The following is a 13,106-nucleotide window of genomic DNA, read 5'->3' as shown; positions in this document are numbered from 1 at the left end:
ATCGTCCTTATTTATCTGTCTTCGGTGGAGAGGGTATGTGTGAGAACTGAACTGGATAATGTGAGAGCAAATCATCCAAAGTGCGTTTCACTTCCTCTACGGAGATTTGCGCCATCAGGTCTTTGCCTTTGACACGGCTACCCCAAGGCAGCTCGTCAACTGGTTTGCCATATTGCTGCTGCGCAATCTGCTCATACACAGAAACCACAAAACGCTGGCTGTAGTATGGCCCCGTTCTCTTGGGGTTGCTGTGCGCGTATAGCCCGATAACGGGCGTCGATTGTGTCGTGGCAATATGGGCTGGGCCAGAGTCAGGGGCGAGCACACAATGCGCCCGACCCAACACAGCCGTAAGCGCCTTTAGGTTGGTTTGGCCGACGAGGTTAGTCACGGGTACAGACATCTTATCAGTGATGCTCTGCGCCAGCGCTTTTTCTCGCTCGGTTGGCGCGCCACACAATACAATATGCAACCCTTGCGCATGGGCGTAGTCGGCCACCCCCGCGTAACGCTCGGCGAGCCAGTTTCTGTCGTCTTTACTTGCCGCAGGGCTTATCACCAAGTATGGGTGCTCAAGCGTCTTCACGATGGATTGATCTTGTTCACTAACAGGGATTGACCACTTAGGCGGCGCTTCTGGGCAGCCAAGAAAGCGCGCAAACTCAGCAAAGTTATCCAAAACATGCTCGGCGTGAGTCGCGGACAATTTTTTATCGGTAAATAACCACTGCCCTTCTTTCGCTCTTGCCCAACTAAACCCGACTTTGGTGCGCGCGCGAATGCCCGCCGAGAGTAAGCTAGCCCTGAGTGCCACTTGCATGTGAAGTAAATAATCAAAACGCTCCCCTTTCAGGGCTCGCCAGACGGCCTTCATCCCCTGCCAGCCCTGCTTTTTGTCAAACACCACTACCCTCACACTGGGGAGATCGCCAAACAGCTGCGCTTCTATTTTTCCCATCACCCAGGTGATCTGGCAATCGGGATAGGTGCGTTGAATCTGCTGAACCACCGCCAGCGCGTGGCAGGTGTCGCCAATGGCGGAGAGGCGCAGAATGCAGATGGATTGGGGAGAAGACACTGCCATCCTAGTTCACCACTTTGATCGGGATAGCATCAAACACCGCTTCAACCACTTGTTCAGGCTGAATATCCATTAGACATGGTGAGTAGAGGTCCTCACTAATTTGGCATTTGTTTTTATAACACGGCACACATGATCTCTGCGACTGAAGCAGCGTTACATTACCTTGTATCTGTTTTGCCGTGCCATTTTGATAAAGGTGGCGATCTCGTTCCACGGGCATGTGATACGGCCAGGGTGACCACATGCTGGCTGGAGCCACGCTGATGATAGACACAATCGGTATCGGATAGCCAGATGCCATATGCCCTGGGCCACTGTCTGGGCCCACAAAGCCTTGGCTACGTTTTAACAATGTAGACGTTTGCGCCAGTGAAAGTTGCCCTACAACATTAATCAATCTAGCAGACGCTGGTAACTGCTCGACGATCTGCGCAACGATCTGTTCGTCCCGCTCACCTGCTCCGGTCAACACTACATGATAATCATGCGACAGAAGCTGCTCTACCGTCTTAATCCAATAGTGCACAGGCCACTGTTTTATCTCGTTGGAAGAAGGCGCATGAACAACCACATACTGCTCAGGCAAACAGGAGGAAACCGACTCTGGTAATGGCGCTTCGGGAGAGACTAACTGAGGTTCAATATCCACATCAATCAAGTCGAGAATTCTCGCCATGCGGCTCATTTTATGCTCAAAGTTGTGGGTCTCAAGAATATAATGGGTGAACAACCATTTCTTAAGCCATGCGCCGGGCAAGTTCTCATCCACTGCTCCGATTCTCTGCTTACCAAAAAACCAACTGTAAATGGCGGTTCTGTCGTTGAGCATTTCATTGACCACCAAATCGTACCGACCATGCTGCCTGCGAAGAGCAAAGAAATCTCGCAAGCTTGGTCTCGGCGGGATCTCGACCAGATTATCGACATCGGGATTGGTGCCAAACACCATCTCGCCGCGGGCATTAACTAACACGTCAATTTGCGCGTTTGGGTATGCCTTGCGTAAACTTCGCGTAAACGTGGTGATCAGCAGACTATCGCCGATACAGTGTGTAGCGATAACTAATATTTTTTGATAGCGTTGCGAGCGGCTCATTAACTCTGGGTCGTTTGTGATACTCTGTGGCTAAGTATGCCACAGACTACCCTAACCTCGACAGTGATTCATGTTTAGTACAAAACAAATCGGCGGAGCCAAGACCGCTTGCACCCACTATTGGTACGATCCTGAACGCCTTGCGGAACCCGTTGAACAGGCCTTTTCCGTCTCGTTTTGGCAAGAACAAGGGCGTATTCTTGGCTCAGCGAAAGGCAGGGGCACCACTTGGTTTGTTCAAGGTGATAACGGCGCCTATGCGCTTCGCCATTACTATCGTGGTGGGCTATGGGGAAAAGTGGTCAAAGATAAGTATCACTTCACCGGCTGGGAGAACACTCGCGCGTATCAAGAACTCATGCTACTCAATCAGCTGCGCGAACACCAAGTCAATGTACCACAACCCATTGCAGCGAAAGTCACCCGCTCCGGATGGACTTACCGTGCCGATATTCTGATCAGTCAAATACCCAACGCGCAAGATTTGGTTGGGCTGCTATCTAAACACGAAATATCACCCGAGCTTTACCAGCACATAGGTCAGCAAATACGCAAAATGCACGATGCCAATATCAATCATACGGATCTCAACATCCACAACATTTTGATTGATGGGCATAACAAGGTGTGGATTATTGACTTTGATAAGTGTTATCAGCAAGTCGGCGAAGGTTGGAAAGGGGATAATATGGCGCGTTTGAAGCGCTCTTTTGAGAAAGAACAGAAAATCAAAGGGATCTATTGGATTGAAGACAATTGGTCTCAAATTCGAACTGGTTACAAAAATAGATGAGTATTCAATATATGAAAACTTTAGTTTTCCTTGGCTATAAAGAAGACTACGAACAAGTAGAAATACAACGCCTTTCAAAAATTCATGACACTCATCACGTTGAAGTAAGAAAATTCACAAAACGTATCATTTCTAATCTCTTTTTTTTCAACAAAAGAATTCAACATTGGTTTTACTCGAAAATAATTGAGAAGAAAATAAAAAATTTTAATAACATTGACTGTATATTTATTACGGATTCAATCAAACACATAAGAGCGACTAAAAATGTAAATGCTAGAAAGGTGATTACATTTAGAAACATTTTTAACGGATCTTTTTTGGATGAACTAGAAGGATTTGAGGTTTACAGCTTCAATGAAAGTGACTGTTTAAACTATGGCTTTCACCATATAACTCTTCCCGCACCAAGCCTTTATTCACTTGAAAACATACAGCTTAAACAAGAGTACGATATCTCTTTTGTAGGATTGGATAAAGGAAGAGCTAGTTTATTAAATGACATCAAAACATCTCTCTTAGATTGCGGTATTCATTGTAATATTTCCATAATTAACAACGGAAAACAGCTAAGTTATGAAAACTACTTGCAAAAACTACTGAACGCAAAAGCCGTTTTAGAAATCACTATTGATGGACAAAACGCAAGTACCATGAGGGTAGTAGAAGCACTGCACGCTCAGCGTAAAGTTATCACAAACAATCCATCGATAAAAAAACATCCTCTGTATCATCCAGACAATATTCTACTTTTCAACGATATAGAAGACCTTAAAAATGGAGTGGTTCAATTCTTGAACACCCCATTGAAAAAATCACAATGCAATACCGAAGCATATAAAGTGGAAACAACCTACGAACAGTTAATTAATTTACCCAAAGAGATATATTCAATCGGAAGATCACAAAAAAGAAAATCTAGTTAATATTAGACTATATCACGTAATCCAATTACTCTTCCTTTAATCCTAGTAATTTGCGTATTTTTTTCTTTTTCTTATAAATGTGCCCACGAATAACCTCAATAAAAGGACGGGTAAAGCTAACCGATTGAGCGAGCTTAATCTGTTCTTCAAATGGCTTGTCACCGTGACAAGCAAAAAACCTTTCTAGTACTTTGCGACCCCAATCTTTTCGGCCACTCGTAGAGTAGTGGTTAAGCCAAGGTTTCGCGGGAATAAGCTCTGTTTGTTGTCTCAATGCTTCTGACAGAGCAAACTGCTCTAGAGTATGTGCATGACAACCTGCGTCACGTAACGCAAGCATGATGTCATCAGCATAATCTAAACTCTCGACCTGCTTACCTGTGACCCCAATCACTGCAGACGCCCACATGGTTGACTCTGGTGTCACCGTATAGGTTTCTCCACTTTTGAGCTTAAAAGCACGTCCTTTGATCTGCCCATACTCGTTTGAGTCTGGAAGGCTATTGATGTTCACTTCGGGAAAATACATCAAAGAACACTTGGCCGTTATCGTGTCAAAATAGATATTAGTTGACTGCTTAAAATAGGTGTCTGCATCTAAAAAAACCAGTTTATCTTCCACGCCAAGTGGTAATGCATCAGCCAAGAATCGAAGACCTCGGTTTTTGATCCGGAAGTGATACTGATTATTCAAGCTCCACTCTAATTTTTGCTGAGGAGAAATACCAAAAACCTTGATTGGCATTCCATTAAAGTGATCTGTTTGCTCTGCCAACACCACAACTTCAGGGCGCGTGGAAGCATCCCCCTGCCACTGCGATAAAAACGACAATATACCAAAGCGAGCCCCGAGGTAGTATGTAGGGTCATTGCCGTAGACGACGTAAACTAAATAACTCTTGGATACCATATTACCCTCCACCTAGAATTTCTTCACGCCAGTAAAGAGTGATTTTTGCTTTCTACTAATATGGCTGCGCACATGGGTTCGGTAGTTTTCTTTAAACCAACTGCGCACTTCAGCATACAGCCCAGAACGACGACCACTTAATTCACTAGAAAAAATACCGATTTTACTGCCTTGCCTCACGATAGGAGGATGTGTCCAATAAATATTGTAACCTACCTCTTCTCTTACATTCCCTATTAGCCCATCAATAGGAGCATCTGTAACCGTACTCTCTAAATACTGGACCATCTTCTTAGCAAACGACAAATCATAAACCAACCCCCCGGTCAGTTTATTCGTACTACAAACGTAAAGGGACTGATTATGTTTACGGATGGAAAATGGAACAAGATTAGACGCTTCTTCGATGTTAATGACATAGTTTTCTTCATTACCCACCTCGTCAATAAATGTCTGAAGATGCTGACAGAAGTGCTCATCAAGCAAAGCATCATCTTCTAAAACCAATACATGAGGGATCTCATTTTCCACTACTTTTTTCATAACGAGGTAGTGCTTATAGAGGCAAGACATCTGGGGTAGCGACAAGTTGTGGGAGAAAAAGTTATCTCTAATGTCTTGTGATAAATCATCAATATCACCTTTTAGCATATACTCGTATTCTGTAATCCCTCTTTGAGGAAGGTGAGTGTCGATATGCTCTCTTCTATCCTCGTAGCCCTTACTGACATGAATGATGAAGGTTTTGATCATGGTGAATTCTCTATTAAACGTTGAATGAGGTTTAGGGTGTTATCTAAGGCACCCTGATTTCTTCGCACTATATCATAACCCGCACCACCATCGAGGATTGGGGCAAAAGCATACATCATAAGCTGCTCGGCAATCTCTTGCTCATCACTGACCACAGCCAGAGCCTTCGCTTGGACAAGCTGCTCGGCAAGATCTGAAAAGTTGTAATAGCTTGGGCCTGTCAAACACGGCTTAGATAAGACCGCAGGTTCAATGAAGTTATGTCCACCGACTTTGCGGCCGACTAAACTTCCCCCCATAAACACGATATCGCTGGCAGCAAGCAAGCACATCATTTCGCCCATGGTATCGGCCAAGTACACGTCGGTTTGCTCTGACGTTGGCGTCAGCTTCTGATGAGAGCGCCTTTCTACCGTTAAACCGTGCTGAGCTGCGCTTGTTGCGACATCATCAAAACGTTCTGGGTGGCGAGGCACCAACATCAAGAGCAGATTGGGCAACTGATTTTTGGCCAGCTGATAAGCGCGAAATAGGATTTCATCTTCACCACTGTGGGTGCTTGCGCCAATCCAGACCAACCTTGATATGCCGAGCTTCTCTCTCAGCTGTTGGCCAAGACGCTGTGTGTCGGGGTTCACTGTGATGTCGTATTTCAAAGAGCCCGTCGTCGTGACGTTTTTGGCGCCCAACTGCCTAAACCGGGCTGAATCATCCTCATGAACGCTCAACACGTGCTGAACGCATTGCAATGCTGGCGTCATTAGCAAACGCAACCGGTGATAGTGGCGCTGCGATTTGTCGGATAGACGGCCATTGACTAATACTATCGGAACCTGCCGCTTTGAGACGGTGTGAAGCGTATTCGGCCACAGTTCTGTTTCAATGATCAACATGATGTCGGGTTGAATCGTGGTAAGGAAGCGGTTCACACACCAACCAAAGTCGATCGGCATGTAGCGATGCTCTAGCCCCATCTTCGCCACTTGCTCAGCGCCAGTACTGGTGGTAGTGGTGACAAGAACGCGCTTGTTGGGGTAACGCTGTTTGAGTGTCAACACCAGTTTTTTGCTCGCCAACACCTCGCCTACAGAGACGGCATGCACCCAAATCACGCCGCTAGAGGTTTTTTCATCCTCAGCAAGCGGCGGGGTAACACCAAAATGCTCTTTCCAACGAGGGCCGAAGTCGGGTTTGTTTGGCCTTTTTCGATACAGCCCCCAAAGTAACAGGGGGCTGACTAACGCGAGAAGCAGAGTGTAGAGAGATCGCATCAAATCAAACGCTCGGCTTGAGAGTGGCCGCTATCAAACTGTTGAATGGCACTGATCACTCGCTGAGGATCAAGCTCAACCAAGCACTTAAGATGCTGCTTGGGACAGGTACGTTCAAAACACGGACGGCAATCAATATCCGTATTAAGTATTGCCAGTTTTTTGGTCAGTGGCGGCGTGTATTTCGGTGAACTCGACCCATAAACCGCGACGACATTGCAACCCACCGCCGCCGCAACGTGCATAAGGCCAGAGTCATTACTCACGACGGTGTGGCACGCACCAATAAGATCCACCGCCTGAATAAGACTGGTATTTCCGGCTAAGTTGAAACAGTGGCCTTGCTTCTCTTTTGGGACCTGCTGAATGATTTGTTCGGTGACTTCTCGGTCTTTCGCTGAGCCAAACAACCACACCTGATACCCCCGGCCAATCATCTCAGCCGCAACGGTAGCAAAATGTTGATCTGGCCAGCGCTTCGCCGGGCCAAATTCTGCGCCGGGGCACAACCCTAAAATTGGGCGCTCACGATTGAGCCCTAAAGTGTGCATGGCTTGCGATTGAGCCTCAGGCACCACCGTTAAGTGAGGGTAGGGTAAATCCTGCAAGGCACCTAAACATCCGCTCCCCGTCATCTCACTCTTTGGGTGAGCAAGCGCAACATAGCGCTCAAGCATGTATTGAAACGCTTTCTTGTTACTGCGGATGTCATTGAGTAACCCGTAGCGCATTTCACCCTTCCAACCCACGCGTCGATTGATGCCTGCGAAAAAGGGAATGAGGGCCGATTTTGCTGAGTTGGGCAGCACATAGGCGGCGTCGTAGGCGTTCTTTTTTAGTGATTTTCCTAACCGGTAGCGCGTCGCCAAATCAAACTGACCGTGACCCAGTGGCATCTCAAGTGCTTGGTTCACTTGCGGCATTCGCTCCAAAATCTGTTTACACCAAGCAGGGGCGAGAACGTCGATCTTCGCATCAGGGCATTGCCGCTTTAGCTCAATGTATAACCCCTGGGACATCACCATATCGCCCACCCATGATGGGCCAATTACTAATATGTTCATTGCTTACTCTTTCTCAGTCAGCTTTTATTAAGCTGGCCAGACAATTCGAAATATCGTTCAAGTGTCTTAATACACACGAGTTTTTCAAGTTCTTCATCTTGAAATGGTTTGATATAGGCGTGAGCGTTCTTAACGATCTGTTCTGCTTTCTCAGGGTTCGCCAAGTAGTACTCTATCTTTTCATCAAAGTCTGACCAATCGTCTTTGACTTCAATATAATGCACGCCCGGCTCAAGCGTCCCTTCCATAAACCACGTTTCATATTTCATCTTAGGCGTGATGACCACAGAATTCGAAGACATCGCCCACTTCAGGTTTGACGCGACATCGTTGCCTTCCAAGCAAATCAAAAATTTGTACTGAAGCTGCTCTTCGACCGACATAAAAGGCTTTTGCCATTCTGGGTGCTCGTCTGATGGATTCGACTGCCCAGCATCGACGCGAGGGTGTTCAAACATCGCCTCCATAAAGCGGATTCGATGCGGCTGCGTGACGGCACCACGAAACACCGCCATATCTTTCTTTTCAGCGAAGCTCAGTTTGTCGTCCACAAAGCGAAAGTGGCGGCGCTTATCGAGCTTAAATAAAACGGAGTGGCTGTTCTCTCCGACTATCGGGCGAGCTTTAAATAAAGTTGGGATAGGTTCGATGTGCGTTTCGTCACCAAAACAGTAGGCGAATCGAAAATGCTTGGGGAAATAGTGCAGAAACTCTTTGAGATCAAAATAGTAGGAGGTGTAGCCTTTGCGCTTGTACTCCGAAATCGCCGTGCAATCTTGGGGCAAAGTGAAGCCATTGAGCCCTTTCGTATAGTAATCTACACGCTTCGCCACCAAGCTTACTGAATCCTGGTGTTGTTTGGCAAGATGGTTGGCGACGCGGGTAAAATAAAAGCTTGGTGCACACTCAAGACACAGGTGTTTTAGGTAGTAGAGGATTTTCATTTTCTGTGCTTATCACTTTAAGTAGTAGCCCTATAGTAACAAAATAGAGTACCGCCGTATCACCATTTTTAAACGGTGAATCCAACAAGCAAAGGAAAGTATAAAGCACACAGGGTGCAACAAGAAGAGCCCGATAAGGTGAGACCAACCGATAAGCAAAGTAACAGGGTAAACCTAGGGCTAAAGTTAACAATGTGAAACCAGCTAGACCAGAGGAAGCGAGCTTATCAATGAAGTTATTGTGTAGATGAGCGTTCGTAACAAAACGATAACCGAGTTCTGTCAGGTCAATTCCATCAACATGCTCAGGTAAAATCCGGCCAACACCGAGCCAAGGGTGGTTCTTAAAAATTTCCCACCCGGCAGCGTACATTTGCAGGCGAAGTCCAATAGAGGAGTCTAAATCCCCGCGCGCAATACGATCAACCTCAACCAATGTATCGTCAATACGCTCCGCTAATAAATACATTGCCGCTATGCCTGCTAGAGAGGCCATAGCGATCAATATTAAGAACTGTTTAAGACAAAACTGGCGCCACAATCTAAGGCTAAACAACAACACAACCACCGCGACACAGGCCAATATAGGCCCTCTCGATTCGGTATACATGAATGCAAAGCCACATAAGGCCGCGGCTGCATACAAGACAACACGGTTTTTATCTTGGTATTGGATTTGAGTCATCGCCAATGCCAGTAAAATGAGTAACGAATAGTGAGAGGCCAGAGGGATCGGATTGGTCGGTAATCCCATTCGGTCAACTTGAAGAATATAGACAAAGTAAACCGTCAAAATAAAGGCACTGATTGAAGAGATAAACAATAAGGTTTGAAGGTGCCTAAGTGACAATTTCATATCTTTTATCACAAACAAAAAGACACAAGCCACAAGCAGAGATCGTAACTCTTGGCTACTGGCGCCGTAAGTGAGATAAGACCCGACAATAAATAGTGCGGTTATGAAAAGAAGATGTAACCAACGATTATAAGGCCCACCATCAAACAGCGCTTTAGCATTCCCTTTTAACCAGGGAAGTGATGATAGGAGGAGAACGACAACAAACCCCACCAAAGGCTTACTGCCCTGATACATCCATATCATGCCAGAAAAAAACCAGCCCAATGTCATAAAAAACAAACATAGCCTGATTGAATTTATCATTTCTAATTTATTCACTGCTTATACTCATATTCTCGCCCTTTCACTAATAATTTGATTTACATCTTTTTTATTGGGCTTTTCTATCGACATTATTATAAATATGTTCTAAACAGTCTACCAAGTTTCAAGGTTTTCTTCGACCTCAACGCTACCATAAAAAAAGCCAATACGATTCACTTTCCTATATGAGCGTGCTTATATTTTACTAAGCCGAAATACTTTCTCTATAGGCTATAGACACACGCACAACAAGACAAACCCATACTCATGCAAGCATTCTGTATCACTCTTCACTCTTGCCAAGACAGACAAGAATACACAACCAAAGTGCTTAAAAAGGCACAGCTCAACTGCGACTTTTTTCTCGGTGTCGATGCCCGAACCGATCAGCACCCTTTACTCGATAGCATTCGATACGCACACTTTGAACGCCGAATGGGTAGGCCTGCCGCCATTGGCGAAGTGGGATGCTATGCCAGTCACTACCTCATGTGGCAAAAGTGCGTTGAGCTTAACGAGCCTATGATCGTCTATGAAGATGATTTTGACATCGAGCCTGACACTTATCTGAAAACGCTCGACATCGCGAAAGAACACATTGAGACGTGTGGCTACATTCGTATTGAAAACGCAGATAACCACGATATGTTCTACCCTGTTCGTGATTGCGGAGAGCAAAGACTGGTTAAATACCTCAAAGTGCCACAGTGTATGACGGCCTACGCGATTTCACCCAAAACGGCGCAGGCGTTTATCGACCATAGCAAGCACTTTGATTACCCGGTCGATGTGTTTTTACGCAACACATGGATTCACAAACAACCGATTTTCGGTGTTTGCCAAGCGGGGCTTTGGGGCGGAAACAAGCCATCGATCATTGGCAATCGTAAGCGAAAAGGGAAGAAAAACTACTTTATTGCCTTGATGAAGATTTTGCATAAGTTGATGAACATGACACTCAACCTCACCACTAACCTCTACCACCTCGGAAAGCTGGGTTCGAACTACAAACCGCTGCGTTGGTGGTTCGGTTAAGCCAGTCGCTATACCTGACACCCACCACAATAAAACGTATTCCTCTGCCCAATTTTGAGCTCTTCAATCGGCTCGCCGCAGGTTGGGCAGGGCTTTCCGGCTTTGCCGTAGACTTGCAGCTCTTGGGCAAAGTAGCCGGGCTTGCCGTCGGCTTGGGCGAAATCTTTTAGCGTTGTGCCGCCTTGTTTGATGGCGGTCGCCAGCACGGCTTTGATGTCGCTGACCAGTTGCTGCCACTCTGGCAGAGATAAGCTGCCAGCCGTTCGGCTGGGATGGATTTTAGCACTAAACAGCGACTCATTGGCGTAAATATTGCCCACCCCGACCACGACTTTGTTGTCCATAATAAACTGCTTTACCGCAACACGCTTGTTGGCGGCTTTTTCTAGCAGGTACTCGGCGTTAAATGCCTCGGTCAGTGGCTCAGGGCCGCTGTTGGCGAGTACGGTGTGCTGCCCATCCTCACTCCATAGCCACGCCCCAAAGCGGCGCGGATCGTTGTAGCGCAGCACTTTGCCATTCGAGAGTTTGAGATCCACGTGATCGTGTTTGCCTGCCGGGATCTCCGCATCCAACACTCGCAGCGAGCCAGACATGCCCAAATGCACAATCGCGCAACCCACTTGAGTTTCAATCAGCAGATATTTGGCACGTCGCGTAATGGTTTGAATCACTTGCCCTTCAAGCTGAGCCAGCTCTGCAGGGATCGCCCAACGCAGTTTGGGCGTTCGAATGGTGATTTTGGCGACGGTTTGGCCGATAAGGTGTGGCGAGATCCCCATCCGGCTCACTTCGACTTCAGGTAATTCTGGCATGGGTGTAAATTCCTAGTTTTGAGTGCCTAGTGCCTAGTGCCTAGTGCCTAGTGCCTAGTGCCTAGTGCCTAGTGCCTAGTGCCTAGTGCCTAGTGCCTAGTGCCTAGTGCCTAGTGCCTAGTGCCTAGAAAAGTATGTCTGAGCCCCCAGTCAAGTCAACCCCCCTCTAGGAACTATCAACTAGGAACTAGGAACTTTCATCAACTAGGAACTCTGATCAATACCGCGGTTGTAGGAAGTCGGGATCCACGGTGATCGCGATCCAATCGTCTTGCCAGTTTTTCAGTAGCCAAAATTGTTCGGTTTTGTACAGCGTGATGCGGTGGGGCTCATCTAGGCCCTGATACCAGACTTCGATGGTTTCTGGATTGCCGAGACTGGCTTGCATGGTGTCGAAATTTTCTGGCGATACCAATGTCCCCTCAATCGAACGCCAACGCTCGATGATGTCTGGCGGTGGAACATCGTCTTTCAATTTTACGTTGGAGACCAGTTTGCCGTCTTTGAGCTCAATTTCCACGCCGCGGTAATAGAGCGCGCTGACAGGGTAATTAGGGTTGAGTAATTTGGGCAGCGCCGTCTGCGACTCGCTCGATAGTGATGCATCCGACACGGCCGGCGTCGAGGGCTCGTCAATTAAGTACGCTTTGATGAGCGACGGGGCATTGAGAATCACCATAAAGGCGATGATGCCAAGGATAAGCCAGTTGTTCCAACGGCGGCGTTTAGCAATGGACGCTCGAGGCATAGGGCGCTCCTAGATGACAGTTCCTAGCCACTAGAATATCGTTGATAAGTAAAAGTTCCTAGTTCCTAGAGAAAAAGCCAAATATCAGCCTAGTTCCTAGAGAAAAACAAAATCTTAAATATTCCATCCTCTAGGAACTAGTCACTCGCCTCTAGGAACTCAAACCCAATAAAAAACCCAACCATATTGCTATGATTGGGTTTCAATTCACGGTTCCCTGTGGGAACTCAAAAAAGCATCAATTACTTGATTTTCGCTTCTTTGTACATAACGTGCTTGCGAACTACAGGATCAAACTTTTTGATCTCGAATTTGCCAGGCATGTTACGCTTGTTCTTATCAGTCGTGTAGAAGTGACCAGTATCAGCAGAAGATACTAGACGGATTTTCTCACGTACGCCTTTCTTTGCCATTGTCTATTTCCTCTTAAACGTTTTCGCCGTTTGCACGGATATCAGCAAGAACGGTATCAATACCTTTCTTGTCGATGATGCGCATACCTTTT

The 13,106-nt window shown here is 46.6% G+C and carries 14 protein-coding genes and 1 pseudogene; 3 read left to right on the top strand and 12 right to left on the bottom strand.

The window, feature by feature from the left end; all coding sequences use genetic code 11:
• Positions 1 to 7: 7 nt before the first annotated feature.
• Entirely contained in the window at positions 8 to 1,084 is a 1,077-nt protein-coding gene (locus tag AC6R1O_RS04495; RefSeq protein WP_500633170.1) for a glycosyltransferase family 9 protein, read from the bottom strand.
• Position 1,085: 1 nt separating this feature from the next.
• Complete coding sequence (locus tag AC6R1O_RS04490; RefSeq protein ID WP_500633169.1) at positions 1,086 to 2,180, bottom strand: glycosyltransferase family 9 protein; 1,095 nt, start codon at positions 2,178 to 2,180, stop codon at positions 1,086 to 1,088.
• 70 nt (positions 2,181 to 2,250) lie between these two features.
• Between AC6R1O_RS04490 and AC6R1O_RS04485 the strand changes: the two genes are divergently transcribed.
• Both AC6R1O_RS04485 and AC6R1O_RS04480 read left to right on the top strand, forming a co-directional pair.
• Positions 2,251 to 2,973 (top strand): 3-deoxy-D-manno-octulosonic acid kinase, encoded by a 723-nt coding sequence (locus tag AC6R1O_RS04485; RefSeq protein ID WP_500633168.1) that lies wholly within the window; start codon positions 2,251 to 2,253, stop codon positions 2,971 to 2,973.
• A gap of 11 nt (positions 2,974 to 2,984) precedes the next feature.
• A complete protein-coding gene (locus tag AC6R1O_RS04480; protein ID WP_500633167.1) occupies positions 2,985 to 3,899 on the top strand; it encodes a WaaS/CpsH family glycosyltransferase in 915 nt (304 codons plus the stop codon).
• Between the two features lie 25 nt (positions 3,900 to 3,924).
• On the opposite strand, the gene AC6R1O_RS04475 is transcribed toward AC6R1O_RS04480, so the two are convergent.
• From AC6R1O_RS04475 to AC6R1O_RS04450, 6 genes are read right to left on the bottom strand one after another with little or no spacing between them, the layout of a single operon-like run.
• Positions 3,925 to 4,809, bottom strand: a complete 885-nt coding sequence (locus AC6R1O_RS04475) for a hypothetical protein (protein ID WP_500633166.1) — start codon at positions 4,807 to 4,809, stop codon at positions 3,925 to 3,927.
• Positions 4,810 to 4,821: 12 nt separating this feature from the next.
• Positions 4,822 to 5,562, bottom strand: coding sequence for a glycosyltransferase family 25 protein (locus tag AC6R1O_RS04470; RefSeq protein WP_500625420.1), 741 nt, complete (start codon positions 5,560 to 5,562; stop codon positions 4,822 to 4,824).
• Positions 5,559 to 6,833: a lipid IV(A) 3-deoxy-D-manno-octulosonic acid transferase gene (gene waaA / locus AC6R1O_RS04465; RefSeq protein ID WP_500633165.1), complete on the bottom strand. Its 1,275-nt coding sequence runs from the start codon at positions 6,831 to 6,833 to the stop codon at positions 5,559 to 5,561. Before waaA ends, AC6R1O_RS04470 begins: the two co-directional genes overlap by 4 nt.
• Positions 6,833 to 7,897 (bottom strand): lipopolysaccharide heptosyltransferase II, encoded by a 1,065-nt coding sequence (waaF, locus tag AC6R1O_RS04460; protein ID WP_500633164.1) that lies wholly within the window; start codon positions 7,895 to 7,897, stop codon positions 6,833 to 6,835. Before waaF ends, waaA begins: the two co-directional genes overlap by 1 nt.
• Positions 7,898 to 7,914: 17 nt before the next feature.
• Positions 7,915 to 8,841 (bottom strand): glycosyl transferase family 90, encoded by a 927-nt coding sequence (locus AC6R1O_RS04455; protein ID WP_500633163.1) that lies wholly within the window; start codon positions 8,839 to 8,841, stop codon positions 7,915 to 7,917.
• The gene (locus AC6R1O_RS04450; RefSeq protein ID WP_500656534.1) at positions 8,804 to 10,018 is read right to left on the bottom strand and encodes an O-antigen ligase family protein; all 1,215 of its coding nucleotides are present in this window, start codon (positions 10,016 to 10,018) and stop codon (positions 8,804 to 8,806) included. Before AC6R1O_RS04450 ends, AC6R1O_RS04455 begins: the two co-directional genes overlap by 38 nt.
• Before the next feature lie 252 nt (positions 10,019 to 10,270).
• Here AC6R1O_RS04450 and AC6R1O_RS04445 point away from each other — a divergent pair, with 252 nt between their 5' ends.
• Positions 10,271 to 11,038: a glycosyltransferase family 25 protein gene (locus AC6R1O_RS04445; RefSeq protein WP_500633161.1), complete on the top strand. Its 768-nt coding sequence runs from the start codon at positions 10,271 to 10,273 to the stop codon at positions 11,036 to 11,038.
• A gap of 8 nt (positions 11,039 to 11,046) precedes the next feature.
• On the opposite strand, the gene mutM is transcribed toward AC6R1O_RS04445, so the two are convergent.
• The 4 genes and pseudogenes from mutM to rpmB all read right to left on the bottom strand — a co-directional run.
• Positions 11,047 to 11,853: a bifunctional DNA-formamidopyrimidine glycosylase/DNA-(apurinic or apyrimidinic site) lyase gene (mutM, locus tag AC6R1O_RS04440; RefSeq protein WP_500646159.1), complete on the bottom strand. Its 807-nt coding sequence runs from the start codon at positions 11,851 to 11,853 to the stop codon at positions 11,047 to 11,049.
• Between the two features lie 217 nt (positions 11,854 to 12,070).
• On the bottom strand, positions 12,071 to 12,601 hold the full coding sequence (locus AC6R1O_RS04435) for a hypothetical protein (RefSeq protein ID WP_487902558.1): 531 nt from the start codon (positions 12,599 to 12,601) through the stop codon (positions 12,071 to 12,073).
• Between the two features lie 242 nt (positions 12,602 to 12,843).
• Entirely contained in the window at positions 12,844 to 13,014 is a 171-nt protein-coding gene (rpmG, locus tag AC6R1O_RS04430) for a 50S ribosomal protein L33 (RefSeq protein WP_260260108.1), read from the bottom strand.
• A 13-nt stretch (positions 13,015 to 13,027) separates the two neighbouring features.
• Positions 13,028 to 13,106 (bottom strand): annotated as a pseudogene (gene rpmB / locus AC6R1O_RS04425) (50S ribosomal protein L28); the annotation flags it as partial.

It is taken from the genome of Vibrio sp. R11-SG3-ISO3-SZ (assembly GCF_059834345.1).
Note: the sequence above shows the minus strand (reverse complement) of the source record. Positions and strands in the feature narration are given on the sequence as shown.